Annotated in this window: 22 protein-coding genes; 10 read left to right on the forward strand and 12 right to left on the reverse strand. The window is 63.2% G+C overall.

Going from position 1 to position 21871, the window contains the following annotated elements:
- The first annotated feature begins 31 nt into the window (after window positions 1-31).
- From GVL04_RS01765 to GVL04_RS01780, 4 genes are read left to right on the forward strand one after another with little or no spacing between them, the layout of a single operon-like run.
- Entirely contained in the window at window positions 32-244 is a 213-nt protein-coding gene (locus tag GVL04_RS01765) for an MbtH family protein (protein WP_024820864.1), read from the forward strand.
- A complete protein-coding gene (locus GVL04_RS01770; RefSeq protein WP_159698613.1) occupies window positions 241-1221 on the forward strand; it encodes an ATP-binding cassette domain-containing protein in 981 nt (326 codons plus the stop codon). Before GVL04_RS01765 ends, GVL04_RS01770 begins: the two co-directional genes overlap by 4 nt.
- Window positions 1218-2018, forward strand: a complete 801-nt coding sequence (locus GVL04_RS01775; RefSeq protein WP_159698616.1) for an ABC transporter permease — start codon at window positions 1218-1220, stop codon at window positions 2016-2018. The genes GVL04_RS01770 and GVL04_RS01775 overlap by 4 nt, the downstream gene beginning before the upstream one ends.
- Entirely contained in the window at window positions 2015-2782 is a 768-nt protein-coding gene (locus GVL04_RS01780) for a 4'-phosphopantetheinyl transferase superfamily protein (RefSeq protein ID WP_159698619.1), read from the forward strand. Before GVL04_RS01775 ends, GVL04_RS01780 begins: the two co-directional genes overlap by 4 nt.
- A gap of 28 nt (window positions 2783-2810) precedes the next feature.
- Here the strand turns inward: GVL04_RS01780 and GVL04_RS01785 are convergent, their stop codons facing one another.
- The 3 genes from GVL04_RS01785 to GVL04_RS01795 are packed head-to-tail and all read right to left on the reverse strand — an operon-like array spanning window position 2811 to window position 4955.
- Window positions 2811-3434, reverse strand: a complete 624-nt coding sequence (locus tag GVL04_RS01785) for a hypothetical protein (RefSeq protein WP_159698622.1) — start codon at window positions 3432-3434, stop codon at window positions 2811-2813.
- Window positions 3435-3479: 45 nt separating this feature from the next.
- Window positions 3480-4157, reverse strand: a complete 678-nt coding sequence (locus GVL04_RS01790) for a sortase (RefSeq protein ID WP_159698625.1) — start codon at window positions 4155-4157, stop codon at window positions 3480-3482.
- An 18-nt stretch (window positions 4158-4175) separates the two neighbouring features.
- Window positions 4176-4955, reverse strand: coding sequence for a hypothetical protein (locus GVL04_RS01795; RefSeq protein ID WP_024820858.1), 780 nt, complete (start codon window positions 4953-4955; stop codon window positions 4176-4178).
- A gap of 162 nt (window positions 4956-5117) precedes the next feature.
- Between GVL04_RS01795 and mtr the strand changes: the two genes are divergently transcribed.
- Entirely contained in the window at window positions 5118-6566 is a 1449-nt protein-coding gene (mtr, locus tag GVL04_RS01800; protein WP_159698628.1) for a mycothione reductase, read from the forward strand.
- A 47-nt stretch (window positions 6567-6613) separates the two neighbouring features.
- Here mtr and GVL04_RS01805 read toward each other — a convergent pair whose 3' ends face one another.
- From GVL04_RS01805 to GVL04_RS01830, 6 genes are read right to left on the reverse strand one after another with little or no spacing between them, the layout of a single operon-like run.
- A complete protein-coding gene (locus GVL04_RS01805) occupies window positions 6614-8695 on the reverse strand; it encodes an alkaline phosphatase (protein ID WP_159698631.1) in 2082 nt (693 codons plus the stop codon).
- Window positions 8692-9783, reverse strand: coding sequence for a zinc-binding dehydrogenase (locus tag GVL04_RS01810; protein WP_159698634.1), 1092 nt, complete (start codon window positions 9781-9783; stop codon window positions 8692-8694). The genes GVL04_RS01805 and GVL04_RS01810 overlap by 4 nt, the downstream gene beginning before the upstream one ends.
- Entirely contained in the window at window positions 9759-11429 is a 1671-nt protein-coding gene (gene phnE, locus GVL04_RS01815; protein WP_159698637.1) for a phosphonate ABC transporter, permease protein PhnE, read from the reverse strand. Before phnE ends, GVL04_RS01810 begins: the two co-directional genes overlap by 25 nt.
- Window positions 11426-12241, reverse strand: a complete 816-nt coding sequence (phnC, locus tag GVL04_RS01820; RefSeq protein WP_159699083.1) for a phosphonate ABC transporter ATP-binding protein — start codon at window positions 12239-12241, stop codon at window positions 11426-11428. The genes phnE and phnC overlap by 4 nt, the downstream gene beginning before the upstream one ends.
- 2 nt (window positions 12242-12243) lie before the next feature.
- A complete protein-coding gene (locus tag GVL04_RS01825) occupies window positions 12244-13200 on the reverse strand; it encodes a phosphate/phosphite/phosphonate ABC transporter substrate-binding protein (protein ID WP_159698640.1) in 957 nt (318 codons plus the stop codon).
- A gap of 38 nt (window positions 13201-13238) precedes the next feature.
- Entirely contained in the window at window positions 13239-13910 is a 672-nt protein-coding gene (locus GVL04_RS01830) for a phosphonatase-like hydrolase (RefSeq protein WP_159698643.1), read from the reverse strand.
- 180 nt (window positions 13911-14090) lie between these two features.
- Between GVL04_RS01830 and GVL04_RS01835 the strand changes: the two genes are divergently transcribed.
- The 5 genes from GVL04_RS01835 (at window position 14091) to GVL04_RS01855 (ending at window position 18234) form a co-directional block, all read left to right on the forward strand.
- On the forward strand, window positions 14091-14807 hold the full coding sequence (locus tag GVL04_RS01835) for a GntR family transcriptional regulator (RefSeq protein ID WP_159698646.1): 717 nt from the start codon (window positions 14091-14093) through the stop codon (window positions 14805-14807).
- On the forward strand, window positions 14801-16024 hold the full coding sequence (locus tag GVL04_RS01840; RefSeq protein ID WP_159698649.1) for an alpha-D-ribose 1-methylphosphonate 5-triphosphate diphosphatase: 1224 nt from the start codon (window positions 14801-14803) through the stop codon (window positions 16022-16024). The genes GVL04_RS01835 and GVL04_RS01840 overlap by 7 nt, the downstream gene beginning before the upstream one ends.
- A gap of 171 nt (window positions 16025-16195) precedes the next feature.
- Window positions 16196-16888: an MSMEG_4193 family putative phosphomutase gene (locus GVL04_RS01845; protein ID WP_159698651.1), complete on the forward strand. Its 693-nt coding sequence runs from the start codon at window positions 16196-16198 to the stop codon at window positions 16886-16888.
- A gap of 24 nt (window positions 16889-16912) precedes the next feature.
- Complete coding sequence (locus tag GVL04_RS01850; RefSeq protein ID WP_159698654.1) at window positions 16913-17467, forward strand: DUF3090 domain-containing protein; 555 nt, start codon at window positions 16913-16915, stop codon at window positions 17465-17467.
- The gene (locus GVL04_RS01855; protein WP_159698657.1) at window positions 17467-18234 is read left to right on the forward strand and encodes an SCO1664 family protein; all 768 of its coding nucleotides are present in this window, start codon (window positions 17467-17469) and stop codon (window positions 18232-18234) included. Before GVL04_RS01850 ends, GVL04_RS01855 begins: the two co-directional genes overlap by 1 nt.
- Here the strand turns inward: GVL04_RS01855 and GVL04_RS01860 are convergent.
- The 3 genes from GVL04_RS01860 to GVL04_RS01870 are packed head-to-tail and all read right to left on the reverse strand — an operon-like array spanning window position 18231 to window position 21869.
- Entirely contained in the window at window positions 18231-19049 is an 819-nt protein-coding gene (locus GVL04_RS01860) for an ABC transporter ATP-binding protein (protein WP_159698660.1), read from the reverse strand. The two genes, GVL04_RS01855 and GVL04_RS01860, sit on opposite strands and share 4 nt — an antisense overlap.
- Entirely contained in the window at window positions 19046-20830 is a 1785-nt protein-coding gene (locus GVL04_RS01865) for a dipeptide/oligopeptide/nickel ABC transporter permease/ATP-binding protein (RefSeq protein ID WP_159698663.1), read from the reverse strand. Before GVL04_RS01865 ends, GVL04_RS01860 begins: the two co-directional genes overlap by 4 nt.
- Entirely contained in the window at window positions 20823-21869 is a 1047-nt protein-coding gene (locus tag GVL04_RS01870; protein ID WP_235036123.1) for an ABC transporter permease, read from the reverse strand. Before GVL04_RS01870 ends, GVL04_RS01865 begins: the two co-directional genes overlap by 8 nt.
- Window positions 21870-21871 lie beyond the last annotated feature (2 nt).

The raw sequence follows: 21871 nt of genomic DNA on the forward strand, positions 1-21871 counted from the left end.
AACGCCGGAACAACCCGAAAGGTCAATCCTCGTGACGAACCCGTTTGATGACACTTCAGCAACCTTCTCCGTCCTGGTGAACGAATACCAGCAACATTCACTGTGGCCCTCGTTCGCGCAAACTCCCAAGGGGTGGGTTGCCATGTTCGGCCCGGACAGCCGCGAAGCCTGCTTGGATTATGTGTCGCAGACGTGGACAGACATGGCTCCCCGCAGGGTTGCCGAACTTGCCGCCAGCCAGTGATCCGGGTAGACAATGTCCGCAAATCCTTTGGTGCCTTCAGGGCCCTCGACGGCCTGACGCTCAATGCCGCCGAGGGGACAGTGTTGGGGCTGTTGGGGCCCAACGGCTCCGGCAAGACCACCACGGTCAAGGTCCTCACCACCCTGCTGGCACCGGATTCAGGGGATGCCTGGGTTGCCGGACACTCCGTCCTGAGGGCGCCTGAACTGGTACGACGCAATCTGGGCTTGTCCGGGCAATACGCCGCCGTGGATGAGAAGCTCACGGCGTTTGAGAACCTCCACATGGTGGGGCGTTTATACGGCATGAACCGCCAGAATGCCACAGCCCGGGCCCACGAATTGCTGGCCGATTTTCGCCTTACAGACGTGAGCGGAAAGCGGGCCGGGACGTTCTCCGGTGGCATGCGGCGGCGCCTGGACCTTGCCGGGGCTGTGGTGGCCAGGCCCAAAGTGGTGGTGCTGGACGAACCCACCACCGGCCTGGACCCGCGTGGCCGGTTGGACACCTGGGACGTGGTGGCTGGCCTCGTCTCAGAAGGAACCACTGTGCTCCTAACCACCCAGTACCTCGAAGAAGCAGACAGGCTGGCAGATCACATTGCCGTCATCAACCATGGGAGCGTGATCGCCGAGGGCACCGCCACCCAGCTCAAGGACCGCGCCGGCTCCGAACGTGTGGACATCACCGTGCGTGATGGATCCGATCTGCAAGCTGCCGCCTCGGTGTTGGCGGTGGCCACCTCAGGGTTGGCAACCCCAGAAGTGGACCCGGCCGCGCTCAGGGTTTCGGTAGCCGCTCCCGGAGGCCACAGCGTGCTGGTCCGGGTGTTGGCTGAACTGGATGCTCGATCCGTGTCAGTCACCGAGGCATCCCTGCGTCGCCCCACCCTGGATGACGTCTTCCTCCAGCTCACCGGAGGCAGCGCGCTGACCGAAAAACGAAAGAACGACAGCAAAGAAGGGGTACCCGCATGAGCGTCATCACCGCTGCTGTCAGGGACAGCTCCGTCATTGCCCACCGCAACCTGCTCAACGTTCTCCGCACCCCTGGCGCACTGGTCACAGGAATCGTGCAGCCGGTCATGTTCGTCCTTCTTCTGGGCTTCGTTTTCGGCGGATCGTTGGGCGGCGACCAATATCGCAGCTTCCTCATTGGTGGCATCCTGGCCCAGACCCTCACGTTCAATGCCTCGTTTACGGCGGTGTATCTGGCCAAGGACCTGCAATTGGGGCTGATCGATCGGTTCCGGTCTCTGCCCATGTCACGCGTGGCTGTCATTCTGGGGCGCACCACCTCGGATCTTTACACCAGTGTCATTTCCGTAGCGGTGACCTTGCTCTGCGGCTTGGCAGTTGGCTGGCGGATGAACACCGGAGCTCTTCAGTTGCTGGCAGCACTGGGCATTTTGCTGCTGTTCGCCTTCGCAGTGTCCTGGATCGGGGCATTGATCGCACTGACGGCCCGCAGCGTGGAAGTAGCGCAGAGCCTTGGTCTGGTGTGGCTGTTCCCGGTCACCTTCGTGTCAGGTGCCTTCGTCTCCACGGCTTCCCTCCCGGGTCCCCTGCGGACCATAGCCGAGTGGAACCCCGTGACCTCGGTGGCCACCGCCGTGCGTGAGCTCTTCGGAAACACCGCGCCGTCCGGTTTCATTGCGCCCGGCGGATGGCCGGCCGACAATGCCCTGTTGTACGCCGTCATGTGCAGCCTTGTTGTCATCGCAGTGTTCGCGCCGCTGGCCATCGCAAAGTACCGCCGCATCAGCAAGCTGTGACCACCCAGGCCAGGACCCTCGGCGTCGGATATTTGATCCTGCCATCCGCCGTCGTCGAATCGGCGTGTTCCGGCGTCGGCGGCTTGGACCGCTTCCTGTCCCAGGACGAGAAGGCGGCCCGACGACGGTACCGAAACGTGGCGGATGGCCAGGATTATGCGGCCTCACATGTTCTCCTTCGACTTCTGGCCGCGCACCAGTTGGGGCTGGACCCGCTGGCTGCCCCGGCGTTGAACATCACACGGCGGTGCCCGGGCTGTGGCAGCACCGACCACGGGCGGACGGTCCTGCCTGGAATGTCGCTGAGCCTGTCCCGGAGCCACGGTATGGTGATGGCGGCAGTGGGACCGGCTTCGGCCAGCGTTGGGGCAGATGTTGAACGCGTCCCGCCAGGGCTCTTCGACGGCTTTGACAACTACGTTCTTGATCCCCGGACGACGGCCGTTTTGGATAAGACGGACGTGCCGTCAAGGATGCGTCAGTGGGTTGCCAAAGAAGCAGTCCTTAAAGCAGCTGGGCTGGGCCTCAGCATCCCGCCGTCCGCCGCCCAGCTGGTTGCAGCCGAGGACGGATCCAACGCTCTTCGAGCCGTTTGCCCGGTTCAACCTCTGGTGCACGGACTCGATGTATACCCCGTTCCCGTCACACCAACGCACGTGGCCGCCGTTTCGGCCAGGGGATGTGGCCTGCCAGCGGTCCGAGGTGTGAATGAGGTTCTTCCTCCACCACCGGACTTAAGGCACCTGGCATGGCCCCTTCCGTGAAGAGATTCCACCCGCCCCTGTCCGAGGACTAAGGGTGTTCAATCCAGCAGGCCAGGATCGTGGTGGAGAGTTGGTAGGCCAAGGCGTTCCGGGTGATGTTCTCCGGCCCGATGGTGTCGGGCAGGGCTGAGGCGTCCACGTGCAGGACGAAGCTGTCCTTTTGGAAGACGGCCGAACCGTCTGCGGTCTCGTAGGCGGGGAAGCCTAGATTTGCGAGGCCCTCGATGGGCTTGGCATCTTTTGCCAAGGCCTGTTCCACGGAGAAGTGTTCCAGCGCGGCCTTCTGGTCCTCTGCTTCCTTGACAGAGATTTTCAGGGCGCCTCCATCTAAGAGGTACGTGCAGGTGAAGGTGTTGTCGGCCCAGCTGGTCACGGTGTTGGGCTTGGAGTCCAGTTTCAGGATGGACACGAGCCGGTCCATTGGTTGGTCTCCGCAGACCATTAGGGATGCCTCGGTAGGGCCGTCAGCAGCCGCGGTTCCCTTTTTGGGGGTGCTTTGACCATGTCCGTTAGCGTGGCCGGCTTCGCTCGTGGGGGACGGCACAGTGCCGGCGCTTGGAATACCTTGGCTTTCGGGTCCAGCATTTGCTGCACAGCCGGAGAGCAGCAGGAAGGTCAGGGCCAGTCCTGCCAAGGGGTGGCGTTTGTTCATGTCGTGTCCATCCTTCAACTGTCCCCTTGAGGGCGTTGTCCGTGGTTAGACGGCGAGTTTCGCGTAAACGACGTAGTTGTCGTCGAATTCTCCGGTGGCGGAGTTGTAACCGTCGCACGTGATCAGGCGCAGTTCGGATCCGGCAGTGTTGCCGTAGACCTCGAACGTGGGGAAATCGCTTTTGCTGTAGCGTGCGGCGCGGTAAACCGTGAAGAGGGCTGTGCTGGAGTCGCTCCTGATCACGGTGATCTGCTCGCCGTCCCGGAGTTTTTGAAGGTCTGCGAAGACACCCTTGTTTCCGCCGAGTGCGTTGACGTGTCCAAGCATTACCGCCGGCCCCGTTTCTCCTGGTGCTGGGGAACCGTCGTACCAGCTTGCAGGCGCTCCCTGGCCGGTGTCCTGGGGCACCTTGAGCGATCCGTTCTCCTCCAAACCCAGGTGCAACAGTTCGGTTCTGACACCGATCGAAGGGATGGTCAGGGTGACGGGTGCGGATGCCGGCTGCATGGCCGGGAGGGGCTCCTCCGGAGAGGTAAGCGCCGCGGCCGCAGGTGGTGGCATTGGCACGGTCGAAGGTGCAGGCGTTGCTGCCGTGGTTGGCGGACTGCTCGTCGTGGGAGTGGCTTCACCAGGGTTTCCCGCGGCACAGCCGGTAAGGAACAGAAGTCCACCCACCACGGCCGCAAGGAACCGTCCGCGGTAGGTGGATTTCGTGGTTGTCACGGTGCTGATCCGCTCCGTTTAGGCTTTGGCTTCGGATCCGGTGTTGCGGCGACGGCGCACCACATAGGCGCCACCGGCAAGTGCCACCAATGCCAGTCCCCCGCCCAGAGCGATGGTTCCTGCGTCGTTACTTGCTTCTTGTGTGACGCCCGTAGCAGCGCCACCCGCCGGCATCTTCATCTGCCCTGCCTTCAACGTTCCACACAGGGCCGGCGATGTTGCTGCCAGTGGAAGCGTGGGGGCAAGATCGGACTTGGCTGCCTGTCCGGCTGCGCTGAGCGTAGCGGGGTCAAGACCGTGAACCACCACCACAGCAGTACCGGCTTCCAGGGCTGCCTTCGTCTCGGTGTTCAGCTCAAACGTGCGGTCAACGGTGTAGGCCGCACCCTGCCCGCCTACCTTCAAATCCAGGCCGGCTGCCGGGCTGGTGTCACCGCTGGTGGAGAGGGTAGTGACAATTCCACCGTAGGAAGGGGCGCCCTCGGTAGTGGAGATGACCTGATCGCCGTCTTTGTCAGCCGACGGATCCGGGCATACGCCCAAGGCGCCACCGTGAATGTGCTGAACGTGCGGGTACGGGGCGTCCATGAAGGTCGCCGGCATGCCTGAAACATTCAGGACAACGTGGGCTTGGTTGCCAGTGACATCGACTGTGATGTTGGCGGCGCCGGCGCTGCCATTAATCTGGCCGAGGGTTGCCTGGTAGGAATTGTCAGCAGCCATGGCCGGAGAACCGAAAAGGGCAAGCGCGCCCACAGCAAGGGTTGGTACTGCCATATAGCGGAGTGTCTTATTCATTGAAAAATCTCCTCATACACACGAGTGTGATGTTGGCACCCCAAGGGTTGGGGTCACAGGACATTCGAGACTGCTCGCCGAAAGGATGGGTCTGCGTGTGATTCAGAACACGCCCCACGGGTTCAGTAGGGTGGAGAAGACCCCAGAGTGAGGACCACCCACGTGCAGACCCCTGCCAGCAAGACTGCCGTAGACCGGCACTACGACTTGGTCATCATCGGCACCGGATCCGGAAACTCCATTCCCGGGCCTGAGTTCGAGGACCAATCGATCGCCATCATTGAGAAGGCTTCCTTCGGCGGGACATGCCTAAACGTAGGCTGCATCCCCACGAAGATGTACGTGCACACCGCCGACGTCGCCCTGCAGACCGCGGAGTCCGGAAGGCTGGGCTTGGAGGCCGAGGTCAACTCCGTCGACTGGCCGGGCATGGTGAGCCGCATCTTCGAGAACCGCGTCGACGCCATCTCCGCTGCCGGTGAAGAATATCGCCGCGGCCCAAAGACCCCAAACATCGACGTCTACGACCAGCACGCCGTCTTCGTCGGAGAACGCACGTTGCGCACCGGCCAGGGGGTCCACCCACGAACCATCTCCGGTGACCGGGTCGTCGTCGCCGCGGGCTCCCGGCCCGTCATTCCCGAGGCCATCGCCGCCTCGGGCGTGCGGTACCACACCAATGAAGACATCATGCGGCTCCCGCAACTACCCAAATCCCTGGTAGTCATCGGCGGTGGCTCCATCGCCATGGAGTTCGCCCACGTCTTCGACGCCCTTGGCACGGACGTCACGATCATCGCCCGCTCCACGCTCCTGCGGAACCTCGACCAAGACCTGCACGGCCCGTTCAACAACCTGGCCGCCGAACGCTTCGATATCCGGTCCGGCCGGACCCCCGTCGGCGCCGTTCAGACAGACCAGGGCATAACCGTCCGGCTCGACGACGGCTCCACCGCCACCGGGGAGGTACTGCTGGTGGCCACCGGGCGCATCCCTAACGGGGACCTGTTGGGCCTGCCCGCCGGCGGGATCGAGACGATAGGCGCCGGGCGCATCAAGGTCGATGAGTACGGCCGGTCAACCTCCGCTGCAGGTGTCTGGGCTCTCGGGGACGTCTCATCGCCGTACATGCTCAAACACGTCGCCAACGCCGAGATGCGCGCCGTGCGACACAACCTGCTCAACCCGGAAAACATGCAGAGAATGCCACACGACCACGTCCCCGCCGCCACCTTCACCCATCCCCAGATCGCCACCGTCGGCATGACCGAAGCCCAGGCCCGCGAACACGGCCATAACGTGACAACCAAGGTCCAGAGCTACGGGGACGTCGCCTACGGCTGGGCCTTGGAAGACACCACCGGGATCTGCAAACTCGTCGCCGACAAAGACACTGGCAAACTCGTCGGCGCCCACTACATGGGCCCCCAAGCATCAACCCTGATCCAGCAAATGATCACCGTCCTGGCCTTCGACCTTGACGTACGCCAATTCGCTGCCAACCAATACTGGATCCACCCCGCACTACCCGAAGTCACCGAAAACGCCCTGCTCGGCCTCACCTTCAACCAACCAGACCACAACAACAGCCCTGATCACCTCACCTCCTGACGAGGGGGTATGCCGTGCCGTGGTGTTACATGCGAGGCCGCTCCTAGCTAGTGGCGGTGCCCGAGTTGCGTGGACGTCGTGGCCACCTCGAAGATCCGTTCGCCGGCACGGTTGATCCACGTTGCCTTCAGGGTTGCGGGCTTCACAGTGGTGTCAGCCTCGATCCGGGCGAAGACGTTCGGCTCAACGGCGCTGTGCACCAGCGCAGGATGCGGCACATTGAGGCTCGCGATGGTGCGATCGTGCAGCGGGCTGACGATCCACTGCCAGAGGTCGTATCCGACACGGGGGCCATAGTTCAAGGCGCGGGACACGTGGATATCGCCGCTGAGCAAGACGACGCCGGGAATCTTTTCGTCCTTGATGAAATCAAACATCGCCTCGCGTTCGTGCGGGAACGTACCCCAATCGTCGGATTCCGCGTTCTGCTTGTCATCCCAAATCATTCCGCTGACCACCAGTTTGAACGTGGCGTCGCTGGAGCGCAGCGACTTCTGGAACCACTGCCACTGCGTCGCGCCGAGGCAGGTTGGCTGTCCGACGTCGGCCCAGCTCGCCTCGGTGCGGCTGAACCACCGGGGATCCAGGAGGAAAACTTCCACGGGTCCGCGCCGGAAGGACGTGTAGACGCCTTCGCCGGCGTCGCGCCTGGTTTGCTGTTCCCCGGCAGCGGTGTGACCGTAGCTGGCGTTGGCACGGTAGTCGACGAATGCCGACCGGGTGCTGACCTTGCCTTTCACATCTCCCAGGCTGGCGTTGAACGCAAAGTCGTGATCGTCCCAGGTGCCCCAGGTCGGAATGGAACGGACCAGCCGTGCCAGCTCGGGAACTTGGAGGAATTCGCGGTGACGTTGCCGGGCGAACTGCAGGTCTACAGAGTCGATGTACGGGGTGTCTCCCATGAAAACGAAGCTATCGCAGCCCTCTGCGAGAATCCGATCCCAGACCGCGTCCGAGCTTGACGGGGCACACGACCCCACACCCATGACCACCTTGGCCTTGGAGTTATCCGACGGGGCAGTGGTGAAAGCACCGATCAGTGGGGTGAACTCCGGATCGCCTGTGACAGGAACGATTGAGAACGTGTACCTCGTCTCGGCGTGCAGCTTGTCCACTTCGAAGATCATGCTGTGATCGTTCGCACTGGTGAGGGTGGCCTGCACGCGTTCTGCTTTGCCCTTCTGGTTGCGGACCGTGCACTCCCACCGCGGAAGGTGGTGGTGGTCCCGCCCCGGGCGCAGCCAAATCCGCGTGGTCCGATCCGTGGTGTGACCCACCATAGGGCCGGCGGCAGGGTCCTTGGGCTTCGGCGTTGGCACCACTGCCGGAGCTGTTCCCGCCTTGACGGCCGCCACATACTTGGACAGTGCGGCAAAGAAGCCTTCGCTATCCGCGACGGCGGCGGCCGGCTGGATAGCGGCACCTGCCGCATTGAAGCACTTATCGATGGTCAGGCTGGTGACCAGGAACCGGCCCTTTCCATGCGCGCCCTCCAAGAGTGCCGGAGGCTTTGGGTTTCCACCGGGAGCGCAGGAAAGCAGCACCCGCATGGACTCCCAATCAACCAACGTCTCCCAGCTGACACGGATCGCCGAGGTCCGATCACTCAGGACCCGGCCATCGATCCCCGTCCTCAGCGCCGAGACGAGCGGGTGTTCCGGGGCCATCGCATAGATGGCGTCGTGGTCCGGATCGGCGCGGGTAGCGCTCAGTGGCCCCGGCAAGTAGGTCGCTTTAGGTGAGTATTGGTCTGACTGCGCCATGTCCAACAGCACGCCACCGGCTGCGACGAAGTCACGCAGCGACCCCGATTGCGCTGCAACATAGTCAAGATAGGTGGGCGCGTTGTTAGTGAACGTCCCGAAAGCGATGAGGTCGACCCCCTGCGATGTGGCGGGCAGGCTGGGATCGAGGGTGATCACGGTTGCCCCGGCCCGGCGCAGCAGCTCCCCCAGGCCGGTTGCTTTGGTCCAGGGGTCGTTGAACTCCAACACTGCCGCGCGGATCGGAGTGCCTGAGGCAGCTTGCGCCGGGATCGACGCCGGGACGGTCGCCGCGATGGTCAACCCGGCTGTGGCGAGGCCTCCCCCAAGGAAGCCCCGTCGCCCTACTGATTTGTGGGTGGTCATGATGTTCTCCTTGTTGTTCCTAAGGTGGGGATTACGGATTTTCTGAGTGATCGCCCGGTGGGCGGCTGCATCAGGAGGGGCAGCTCTGCGAGCGCGCGGGGTTCCTCAACCAGCGCGTCCCACTGGTAGCTCTCCCGGGTTTCATGGACGAAATCCATGGCTTCTTGCAAATGTTTGGGCTCGTAGTTGTGGACGCCGGTGACGCTCAGTAGGGACCGGACCATGCGTTCGGGGTCCAGGGACACGGCCGGACCGGGCGAGACTGAGCCTGCCAAAACCATCCGACCTGCGATGTCCAGGGATGCGAATGCGGACTCCACTGCCTTCGCCGCGCCGGAAAGGTCCACCGCGATGTCCACGGCAAGTCCCGGGCGGTCCGTGTTGGGTGCGGCTGCGTCGGTCGCTCCGAACTCCCAGGCCAACGCGAGCCGATCGGGATTGATGTCCCGGACATGCACGGCTGATGCGCCACGGTGCGTAGCAACGGCGCAGGCAACAATTCCCAGCATTCCCGCGCCACTGATGAGGACACGTTTCCCGGTGAGGGGACCCGCGGCCTCCATCACGGCCATCACGGTTGCGGTGGCGCAGGCGACTGGTGCGGCCGCCGCGTCGCTCACCTTGTCGGGGACAGAAACGACCGTGATGCCTTGGCGAAGATGGATATGGGATGCGTAGCCCCCGGACAGGCCCCAGTCGCCGTCAAGTGGTTCATGGCCGGTCTTTAGCAGGTCAACGCATTTCGCGGTGACACCCGCACGGCAGCGGTCGCACCGTCCGCACGCGACGGTCACGCTCCAGATCACCCTGTCACCTGGCTGGAGCTCCCTGCCATGGAAGTCCTGCGCCCCGCCAACGCCCAGGCTGACGATCCTGCCAACAGCTTCGTGGCCCAGAATGCTGGGATGGGGTCCGGTGCGGCGTCCGGAAATCGTGTGGATGTCGGAGCCGCAAACCGTAGCGAGGTCAACCGTGGCCAGCGCCTCCCCCGGGGCCAGGGCAGGCAGGTTCACGGTGAGGTTACGGAAGTGGCTGCCGCCGGTCCAGGCCTGGACGGAAGCTGTCAGCGGAAGAGTCTGCTTATCCATGCAGAGAGCCTTTCGATCGCAAAGACAATGAAGAAAATGATCAGGATGATGCTTCCGGCGACGTCGAAGTTGAGTGTGCGGACGGATTCCATAAGGAGGAAGCCGATGCCGCCAGCCCCAACGATGCCCAAGACCGTTGACGTGCGGATGTTCACGTCCAACATGTAGAGCCAATGCCCCGTGAGCTGCGGCAACGCCTGTGGGATCACGGCAGCGAACAGCACGTCCCACCACCCGCCGCCAGCAGCACGGACCGCTTCGAGAGGGCCGCCGGAGATTTCTTCCACCGAATCGGCCACGAGCTTGCCGAGGAATCCGATGGTTCCAACGCCCAGTGCCATCGCGCCGGCCATGGGTCCCAGTCCGATGGCCGCCACAAAGATCACCGCCAGAATCAGCTCGGGGATAGCGCGCACGGCCAGGATGACGGCCCTGGCCGAATGGTAGATGAATCCGGAAGGAGACACATTCCGGGCGGCCAGGACCCCGAAGGGAATTGCTAGTGCCGCTCCGGATGCTGTCGCCACGAGGCCGATGGCCAGGGTCTCGCCCACTGCTTTCAGCAACGCGCCCTCGAGGCCTTCCGCCGATGGCGGCAGTAATCGGCCAAAGACTGTAACGAGGTCCGTGAACTGTTTAATTGGGGCCAGGGGGTCGATGCCCAGGTGGATGAGGGAAACCACGACGGCGGCAAGGGTCGCCGCTGCGCAGAGGGCACGAATCGTCCGCCCCTTGGTCCAGGGTGGCCGAACAGAGGGACCGGGAATGGCGGGCGCTGCAGCGCCATCGGACGCCGGATCCAGGAGGGTCCGCCGCAACCCGACGGCAAGGTACTCCATGGCTGCGATGATCAGCAGAATGACCAGGATGATGCCCATGGCACTTTGGTACATCAGACCGCGCAGGGCGTCCTGCAGTGCGAAGCCGATCCCTCCTGCGCCCACGAAGCCAAGGACCACGGAGGTCCGGAGGTTGATGTCCACCCGGTAGATGAAGGTGCCGATCCACGCCGGCATGACCTGGGGCAGCACTGCGCTAACCAACTCCGTGAGCCTTCCGGCCCCGGTGGCCCGTACTGCGTCCCTGGGCCCTTCATCGATCTGCTCGATTGCATCCGCGAACAGCTTGGCCATCATCCCTACCGAGTGCAGGCCCAGGGCCAGGATGCCGGGCAGTACGCCGATCCCCAAGGCCCGCACAAACAGCACGGCGAACACCAGGTCCGGTATCGCCCTGCACATGGTGATGACCATGCGGGCAGCGTGCTGGACGGCAGGATGAGGGGTGGTGTTCGAGGCCGCAAGGAAGGCCAGCGGGATGGAAATGATGGTGGCCAACACTGTCCCCAGCAGTGCCATCATCAGCGTTTCCACCAGGAGCTCCCCAACACGAGGGGGATTGTCCAACTCCGGGGGAAGCATGCGCTCCAGGAGGTTGGCGACGTCGTCGAATCCGCCGCCAAGCGCACGCAGGTCGAAGTCGATCTGGCGGGCGCTGAGGACAGTCAGGCCGGCGATTGCCGCCAACGCGATCCAGAGGACAAATCTTTCCCGGCTGAACGGCGGACGGACTGCGTGGTTGAAATCCGGTGCCTGGTTCCCTGGGGATTCCGATGGTTCCGCTGCGGGTTTGGTGGCGGTTTTCATGCAGTGGTTCCGTCCGGGGCCGCCTCCGGCTGGAGTTGCTTGTACACGTTCAGGACGTCTTCGCGGGACAGGGTGGCGGTGCTGGAGTCGAGGACCTTTTCGCCGTCGCGAAGTCCCACGATCCTGTGGGCCCAGTGCATTGCCAGGTCCACCTGGTGCAGCGTGCAGAGGACCGTGATTCGCTTCTCGAGGCAGATCTGGAACAGCAGGTCCATGACGTTGGCGGCGTTCTCGGGGTCCAGCGATGCTACTGGCTCATCAGCCAGGATCAGCTCCGGTTTTTGCATAAGTGCCCGGGCAATCGCCACGCGCTGCTGCTGCCCACCGGACAGGGAATCTGCCCTTTGGAAGGCATGCTGCCCCAACCCCACCCTCGAAAGATGTGTCAGCGCCTCACGCCGCTGGGCACGGGAGTAGCTGAGGATTCCGTAGCGAGGCCCGGATATCCGTCCGGACGCTCCGATCAGCACGTTCTCCAAGCACGTCAATCTGCCCACCAGGTTGAAATGCTGGAAGATGAAACCGATTCTGGAGCGCAGCTTGCGCATCTCGCGGCTGGTCATCCCATGGACCGGCTGACCCAGGACTGTGGCCTCGCCGGCGGTGATGGGATTCAGGCCATTCAAGCATCGGAGGAGGGTCGATTTGCCAGAGCCGGAAAGTCCCAGCAGGACCGTGAGTTCGCCGGGGGCTACCTCAAGATCGATTCCGTGAAGTGCGGTGACCGGTCCGAAGTCCTTGCGGAGTTCCCGGACGCGGATGGCTGGTCCGGGTTGACTGTCCGGGACCGCGGTTGCTGCAGCCTGGGTCATGGTCACGGCTCGCACTTTTCGGACTTGGTGGTGAGGCAGACGTTGCGGATGCCGTCGTAGTCGGCGTCGCCGGCCTTCACCACACCCCAGGCATGTTCGCCTGTAATCAGGCATTCCTTGCCTGTGCAGAATCCCTGGGACTCGAAGTATTCGGCGTTGGCCTTCTGAGTGAACAGAGCTGTCAGCTTGGCCACAGTGTCATCGCCGAGCTTGTTGCGAACCGCGAAGACAGAGCCGGGAATCATCTCGGATTTCCAGACTGATTTGAGCTCGCCGGCCTGCAGTTCCCCCTTGCCGGGAAGAGTGTCCTCCACCATGGACTGCATGGCAAAGCCCACCTCGCACTGCCCGCTCTTGACGGACAAAGCTGAGGCATCGTGGCTGCCTGCGTAGATCGGTTTGAGCGCTTTGCTGATGTCGGATTCCTTGCCACTGGAGGCGACACCCGAACTGATCAGCCCGGCCGAGGGGTACAGGAAGCCGGAGGTTGAGCCCGGGTCAACGAAGCAGGTGTCCTTGCCCGCGAAGTCCTCGATTCCGGTCACTGCGTCGTTGCTGCCCTGGGTGATCCCCAGTGAGTAGTAACCGGCGGGTGTGTTCTTTGCTTTGGTCAAAGCGCCAAGCGGCTGGATGTCCGCCTTGTTGGCTGTGGCTATCACGTAGGAGAACGGGCCGAGGAAGGCAATGTCCACCCGGTCTGCGATCATTCCTTCGACAATTCCCGCGTAGTCGCTGGCCTGCTGGAGCTTGACCTTGGAGCCGGTTTCGGCCTCGATCATCTTGATCAAGGGCTCGTAGGTTCCGGTGAGGTCAGTGCTGTTCTCATTCGGGATCGCACCGATGACGATCTCCGAAGGGAACCCGTTTGACTGTTGGGGCTCGTTGGCTGAGGCGCATCCCGAGAGGAGCACCATGCTCGCCAAGCCAACTACTGAGGCGGTCAGGGCTTTGAAGTTCATTGGAATTCCTGTTCTGGAGGATTGGTGAGGGGCGCGGCCTAGGAAAGCAGGACGCCGGGCAGTTCGGTGACGGAATTGAGGATGTGGGTGTGCGGTGCGGTCTGGAGGTCTTCCCTGGTGTGTGCACCGGTGAGTACGCCGGCCACTACAGACGCACCGGAACGCGTTCCGGCCAGCAGGTCGCTGGTGGTATCGCCGGCAACGGCGATCTCGCGGACGTCGTCGATCCCGAAACGCAGCATCGCCGTCAGGATCATGTCCGGTGCCGGGCGTCCCCGGCCAGCATCTGCGGGGGAAAGCACGTCATCCACCAGGTCGCCCCACCCCAGGGAGGAGATCAGACGATCCCGGGTGACAGGTGAGAATCCGGTGGTCAGGACCACTTTCGTTCCGGCCTGCCTGAGGGTTCTGATGGTTTGGGCGGCACCGGAGATCTCACTGACTCCCAACGAGTCGATGTTCCGTTCGTAGGCGGCCTCGAACATGCTGTTGGCTTTCCCGGCAGCCGCGGAGTCGCCGCCAAAGATCTCCATAAAGACATCGATCTTGCTCTGGCCCATGGTGTCCAGGGCGTACTGCACGGCATCGCGGGCTGCCGGTGAGCCGGTTGCGAGGCCCATGTCGGTAACGGCGGAAAGGAAGGATTCCTTGACGACGCCGCCGTCCTGGACAGTTGTCCCGGCCATGTCGAGGCATACGAGTTTGATCATTGTTGGTACTCCTGGATGTTTGGTCCTGCGATGTTTAGTCACGCGCAGTGCAGCTGCATCCAGCATGCCCTTAAAAAGTAATCTGTATAGACAGATTCTGGGCCGTTTGCCGATTGTTCATCAGCCATTAATCCCTTATTGATCCGGGAATTCGGCTGGCAAACAGGCTATGATTCCCTCATGCAGTCCGAGCCGATATACCTCAAGTTGTCCCAACAGATCATGGAGCAATTCTCTGATGTTCCAGCCAATCGGGCCCTGCCGTCGGAACACGATCTTGGCAACATCTTCGGTGTCAACAGGCAAACCATCCGCGCCGCCCTGGACGAGTTGGAGCGCCGGTGGCTTATCCGCAAAGTGAAGGGAAGCGGCACGTTCCGCACCCAACGGTTTGAGTACCGGATCAGCCGAGACCTCGCCCCGTCCTTCACCCAGACAGTCCGGGCCGCGGGAGCAGACCCCCGCACCGTGAACTCCAAGCCCGCGATACGGCAAGCGACCCCGGAGGAACGCGACATCCTGGGGCTTGACGCGGGTTCCAAAGTCACCGTCCTGGAGCGGGTTCGCTACATCGACGACATGCCCGTCAGCACGGCCGTCTCTGTCCTGCCCTCCGCCGCCGTCCCCCGCCTGGCCGCCGTCCTTTCGGCCGATGGATCGTTGGACGGCATCCTCCGCCGGCACTACGGCTACTCTCCGCACCGCCAATGGAGCCAAAGCCGCCTCTCATCTCCCACCAGCGATATTGCCGAAACCTTGGGACTCAGGGGAAGGCCGCCACAGATCCTGCTGCGCGGCCTGATCTCCTGCTCGGAGTCCGGGAGAAAGCTGGAGTACGTGGAGAGCTACCTCAGGCCTGACGTCTTTGACGTCGTGACGGAGCTCGGCCAATGCTGAACAGCTACACCTTGGGCCATGTCCGGGCCGTCACACCCGAGGGCATCCTCGAGGACCAGTTGATCAGCGTATCCGGCGGCGTCATCGAAGACATCGGCCCGCACCGTAACGGAACACGGGCCGACGTCGATGGTCGCGGACAGCTCTGCCTGCCAGGGCTAGTCGACGTCCACAGCGACGCCCTGGCGAGGGAATACCGGCCCCGGCCCGGCGCCGTCGTTCCCGTTCCGCTGGCACTCCACGCCGCCGAAAGCAACCTGCTCGCGGCCGGGGTCACCACCGCCTTCCACGCCATGTCCTTCCAGCTGAAGTCAGCGGTGGGCATCCCCATCAAGTCCCCACGGGCACCTGAAATACAGCACGCGCTAAAGGCCTACCCCGATCCGAGGATCGACCATCGGGTGCTGCACCGGCTGGATGTACGGTGCCCCGGCGGCCTTGAACTCTTTCGGGGGCAAATCGCCGGCCACACCGGAACCCCGCTGGTGTCCTACGAGGACCACACTCCCGGACAAGGCCAGTACAAGGACCGCTCGGTCATGGAACGGTGGCTCCAGGAAGCCCAGCAGATGACGCCAGCCGGGGCCAGGCATCACGTTGACCTGCTGGTGGCCGAGAGGGATGGGCAGTTTCCGCTCAGGGAGCAAACCCTGACGTGGCTCAGCAGCCTGGCCGCAGACGGGTCCATCACGCTCATGGGGCATGACCCCACCTCTCCGGACGAAATCGATGATCTGATCGCCCGGCACGCCACCATCGCCGAGTTCCCTACCACTCTTGAGGCAGCCCATCATGCGGCCGCGCGAGGCGTCGCCAACGTAGCCGGGGCACCCAACATCCTGCTGGGCGGCTCCCATTCAGGCAATGTTTCTGCCGCAGAGTTGGCACAGCACGGCGTCCTGCACATTCTGGCCTCCGACTACCTGCCGTCGAGCCTGCTTCCGGCAGCCTTCGAACTGGCAAGGCTAGGCCACGCCACACTGCCTGCAGCGATCGGCATGATCACTGCCGCACCTGCAGCGGCCGCGGGTCTGCAGGATCGCGGACAACTGGCACCAGGCCGCAGGGCCGATCTGCTGCTTTGTTCCGATGCGCACCAACGCCCGCGCATTTCGCGCACGTTCACCGCACCACAGGCAAGAGCAGGCGCCTCAAGCGTTCAAGCCAAGCGACTGTCGCCGGCTGGCGGGACCACCACTGGACAATCAGTCGTCTGAGGGCCTCCCGAGCACGCTGGCCGCGGACATCGTTGCGGATGAGATTCCGGCCTTTGATGCCGTAGAAGCGTCCGCGTTCGTCGGCGGCAATGCGGGGCATGCCGGACCGTTCCCCGGTCCGCGAGCAGGTACGGTTACAGCCGCCATCGGGCGGGTGGTTAGGCTGGGTGGATGGCGACAGTTATTCTCGTGCGGCACGGCCGCACCACAGCCAATGCCACTGGAGTGCTGGCCGGGCGGGCCGTCGGCGTCAGCCTCGACCAGATGGGCCGCGAACAAGCGGCCCTGACGGCAGACCGGCTCGCAGCGGTGCCAGTAATCGGGGTGGTGTCGAGCCCTCTTGAACGCTGCCAGCAGACCGCCCAACTCATCCTCGCTCGCCAGGCCGGCACGCCGTACGCGCCGGTCGACAGCGATCTCACCGAGTGCGATTACGGCCAGTGGCAGGGCCGGGCGCTCAGTGATCTCGCGAGCGAAGATTTGTGGTCCGTGGTGCAGTCGCAACCGTCCGCCGTCGTTTTTCCCGGCGGTGAATCCATGGCCGCCATGCAGGCCAGGGCGGTGGCAGCGATTCGACGCCACGATGCCGACTTTGAAGCCGAGTACGGACCAGGGGCTGTGTGGGTGGCCGTGAGCCACGGTGACATCATCAAGTCAATCCTCGCCGACGCACTCGGCATGCACCTTGACCTGTTCCAGCGTATTAGCGTGGGCCCCGCCTCCGTATCGATCGTGAACTACGGCGCCAGCCGGCCGAGCGTCTACGCGACCAACACCGAAGCGGGTGATCTGTCGTGGCTGTCGAACGGCATCCGTTCCGGTGATGCGCCGGTGGGCGGCGGTGCAGGGCAGAAGACGGCATGAACCTCGTGTGCCTAAAATATTGACATGCCTACACGCGTTCACGAGTTTGCCTGGCCTGATCGGGTTGTCATCGGCACCATTGGCCTTCCAGGAGCGCGCACGTTCTACCTCCAGGTGCGCGCAGGGACGAAGATCGTGAGTATTGCCCTCGAGAAGCAGCAGTCGGCTCTGCTCGCGGAGAAGATCGACGAAATTCTCGACCAGCTCATCACCATCGAGGGCAACCCCTTCAGCGTTCCCACGGGTACTCCCATTGAGCTCGTCGACAATGAGCCACTCGAGGCTCCCCAGGAGCAATTTCGCACCGGCGCCATGAGCCTGGATTGGGATCCAACCACGGCCCAGGTCGTCATGGAGGCCTACCCCATCACCGATGCCGATACTGATGACGACGACGAACCGCTTGATGCGAGCGGCGCCGACGAGCTCGAAATGATGCTGGTGCGCATGCCGGTCGGCACCGCCCGCGCGTTCGCCAAACGCACCCGCGAGATTGTGGGCGCAGGGCGTCCAACATGCCCGCTGTGCGGTTACCCCGTGGACGCGGACGGACACGACTGCACCTTCCCTGAGGCCTGATGCCGGCGCTGGACCTGGTGACCGCCGAGCTAACGCTCACCGGCCGCATCACGACGGCCTCAAACGCTACATTCCTGGGCAGCATCGGCGACATTCCAGTCGTCTACAAACCAATAGCCGGCGAAAGTCCGCTGTGGGATTTTCCCGACGGAAACCTCGCCCACCGGGAGATGGCTGCCTATCTGGTTTCGCAGTTCCTCGGCTGGGACATCGTGCCGCAAACTTGGCTGCGCGATGGCCCCCTGGGCGAAGGAATGGTGCAGCTCTGGCAGGAGCAAGACCCCGCCCAAAGCGCCGTGAACCTGGTCGCAACGGACAAGGCACCGGAGACAGGCTGGAAACACGTTCTGGAGGGACGGGATGAGAACGGACGGTTGGTCACGCTCGTTCACGAAGACTCCCCGGCGCTCAGACGCATGGCGGTCTTCGACATGGTGATCAACAACGCCGACCGAAAAGGCGACCACATTCTTGCCATGGCGGACGGACACCGGCACGGCGTGGACCACGGGCTCACTTTTCACAGTGACCACAAGCTGCGCACGGTGCTATGGGGATGGCTGGGCGACGCTTTGACCGCCGAAGAGCGCGACGGTATCGACCGAGTCAGCGAAGGACTTAACGGCGGGCTGGGCCGAACTCTGGCGGACTTGCTCAGCGCAGAAGAAATCGAATCGCTCGCCGCACGCTGCGCCCGGCTGCGCTTGGCAGATCGATTTCCGGCCCCGAGCGGTGGGATGCCGGCGGTGCCCTGGCCGCTGTTCTAGGGAACTGCAGCCACACGCCGCTCGCCAATGTCGAACCCAGGTCCACCCGGAACCGAGTCAATCAGTCGGCGCGTGTAGGGGTGTTGCGGGTTCCCGTACACCGCATCAACATCGCCTTGCTCGACGACTTCGCCGTGGAACAGGACCAGGATTTCATCGCTGACATGGTGCACGACGTCCAGGTCGTGGGAGATGAAGGCCATGGTCAGGTCCAGTTCCTTCCGGAGCCGGCCTATGAGGTTCAGGATTTCCGCCTGTACTGAGAGATCCAGGGCCGAGGTGATCTCATCCGCGATGATCAGTTTCGGCTGCACGGCCAAAGCCCGCGCAATGGCTATGCGCTGCCGCTGCCCACCGGAAAACTCGTGCGGATAGCGCTCGGCCACCTCCGGATCCAGCCTGATGGTAGAGAGCCAATGGGTGATCTTCTCGCTGTGCTCCTTCGGGTTGGCCCGCAACGGATCGATGGCCTCCGCCAGGGTCTGCCCGATGGTCCGCCGCGGGTTAAGTGATGAATAGGGGTCCTGCGGAACCATCTGGACCGCCCGGCGCATGGTGCGTCGCTCGGCACCGGACATCTTGGTCACGTCACGTCCCGAGAAAGAGATCAGTCCGCCGTTGGGCTTCACCAACCCCACAATGGCTTTGGCCATAGTGGACTTGCCCGAGCCCGATTCGCCCACGATCCCCAGCGTCTTGCCTGCGTGGATGCTGGCGTTAACTCCCTTGAGGACCGTGGCGGCCGAGCGACCGGAACCGAAGGTGACTTTGACATCCTTCAGCTCCAAAACCGGCTGGCTTTGGGATGCGTTCATTTGGTGGTCTCCTTGGTACCCGGGCTGGTGGTGACGTCCCCACCACCGGCGGGTTCGTCGTCGTAAATTTCGTCCAAGGCGAAGTCCTTGGCAGATACAGTGACGAGCTCCGCTTTTCGCTCGGCGATGGACGGCGTCGCGGCAAGGAGTGCCTTGGTGTAGGGATGTTTCACCTTGCCGGCAGCGAGTTCTTCTCCCGTGAGCCTCTCCAGGATCTTGCCGCCGTTCATCACGATGACTTTGTCGCACAGGGCCTGGACAACACCGATGTCGTGCGAAATGAAGAGCATGGCTGTGCCCATTTCGCGGTTGATGGTGCGGAACTGACGGAGGACGTCGGCCTGGACGGTGACATCGAGCGCCGTAGTGGGTTCGTCGGCAATGATCAGCCGCGGGTCCGTGACCAACGTGGAGGCGATCATGGCGCGTTGCAGCATGCCGCCGGACAGTTCGTGCGGGTGTTGCTTCATCCTCTTTTCCGGCTGGGTGATTCTGATGTCTGCCAGGGCTTTGACCATGCGGCCAAATGCGGTGTTGCGGGACTGGCCCAGATGTACCCGGCTCACCTCGGTCAGCTGGGAACCAATGCGCAGGGCAGGGTTGAAGCTGGTTCCGGGGTCCTGATAAACGAGTCCAATGGACGTGGCCAATTCACGTGGCTTGTTCTTCTTCAGGAGGTTGAGCCCGCCAAGGCGCATGGTCTTGGCGCTGACACCCAGCTCCTCCGGCAGGAGCCCTGCGATGGACATGGCGGTGAGGGACTTTCCGGAACCGGACTCCCCCACCAGGCCCACCACTTCACCGGCGTGGATGCTCAGGGACACGCCCTTGACCAACGGAACGCCCGACGGCGTGGTGACGGTGAGGTTGTCCACCTCCACCAGCGCTTCGGTATCGGCACGCAGTGACGCCGGCACCTCTGATGCCTTGCGTAAACTGCCAAACTTCCGGCCGCCGCGGGGGTCGGTGGCGGCGGCTAGGCCGTCACCGATCAGCATGGCGCTCAGGCCGGTGATGGTGATCATGATCGAAGGCATCACGGCTTGGAGCGGCTGGGAGTAGATATTGACGAGTCCTTCATTCAGGAGTCGGCCGAAGTCATACTCAGGGTTCTGCACGCCGAGGCCGATGAAGGACAGGCTGGACAGGTCGATCAAGGTGGTGGCGAAAACCGTGGCAGTCAGCACCAGGAGCGGTTCGGCCATGTTGGGCAGCAGGTGCCTGGTGATGATGTGGGGCCCGGACACACCGAGCAGCCGTGCCGTGGAGACGTAGTTTCGCTGGGAAATCGAAGCAGCCATATTGGCAGTGAGCCGGGCAAACGCCGGGATGCTGGCGATGGAAATGGCCAGCACGGCAGACCACGTGCCTTGGCCCAAAATTGCGGCGATCAGCAGGGAGAAGATGAGGCTCGGGTAGGCGACGGCTGCTTCGATGACGCGCAAGACTGCAGCGCGGACGCGGCGGGGTGCTAGCCACACGGCGGTACCAATGGCGATGCCGGCGACGACGGCAATCGCCGTAGTCGCTGCGGTCATCAGCAGCGTCAGACGCGTGGCTACCAAGGACCGCGCCAGGACGTCGCGGCCGAAGTCATCGGTACCCAGCCAGTGCTCAGCACTTGGGCCCTGTGAGGCCTGGGGCGTGAGCTTTTCCGCGGCGTCTGAGAGGAACATCGGCGCGAGGATGGCGGTGAGGACCATGATGGACATCATCACGATGCCGACAATGAGGCCGGTGGTCCAGCGGAACCTGCGGCGGGGACGGGCTGTCTCAGCCATTGGACTTTCCTCCGAGCGTACGGGGGTCGATGAGGCCGAGAATGACGTCAACCAGTAGGTTCAGCACGATGGCCAGGAAGCCAAGAACCAGGATGATGCCCTGGATCACGGGGTAGTCCTTGTTGACGATCGCGGTGACGATTTCCCGGCCGAGTCCTGGCCAGTTGAAGACGTTTTCCACGATGATGGCCCCGCCGAGCATGCCTGCCAGAATGAGTCCGGCCAGCGTGAGTGCCGTGGTGAGCAGGTTGGGCAGGGCGTGCCGGGCGTAGAGGCGCAGTGACGGCAGCCGCCACCCGCGGGCCGTCCTCAGGTAGTCCTGTTCCAGCACCGTTGACGTCTCGCGGCGAACCACGCGGGCAATGGAGCAGATAGGAGCTATCGAGAGACCAACCACGGGCAGGATCAGGGCACTCAGCGAAGCGGCACCGGCTGCCGGGAGGACTTTGAGAATGATGGCGAAGACCACCACCAGCATGGTGGAAACAACATACTGCGGAACCGCTTGGAAGAAGCCGGTCAGCATTCCGAAGGACACGTCGAGCCACTTCTTGCGGCCACCCCGGGTGAGGATGCCTACCAGCATGCCGGCAGGGACGGAAACCAGGAGGACCAGAATGATGCCAAGAACCGCAAGCTCAGCGGTGAACGGGAGTTTGGTGGCAATGATTTGCGAAACGGAGGTGCTGTAGGCGAAGGACTCCCCCAGGTCTCCGGTGAAGAGTCCGCCCACGTAGTTGATGAACTGCATATAGAGCGGATCATTCAGGCCAAGGCTGGTGCGGATGGCCTCAATTTGCTCGGTAGTGGCATCAGCGCCTGCCACAGCCACCGCGGGATCGCCGGGTATGAGCGGAACCATGAAGAAGGTCACGACGACGAGCAGGGCGACGGAGAGGAGGACACCACCGGCGCGGCGAAGGGCGTAGTCGGCCCAGGGGGAAAGGCTCAGTGCCCCGCCCCGGGGGCCTTTGGCGGCCCCCGGGGTTTGGCTCTCAAGGATCTGTACTTCCTTGGAGAGCATGGTTGGTTCAGTCATCG

Source organism: Arthrobacter sp. 18067, from assembly GCF_902706295.1.
Taxonomy (GTDB): Bacteria; Actinomycetota; Actinomycetes; order Actinomycetales; family Micrococcaceae; genus Arthrobacter.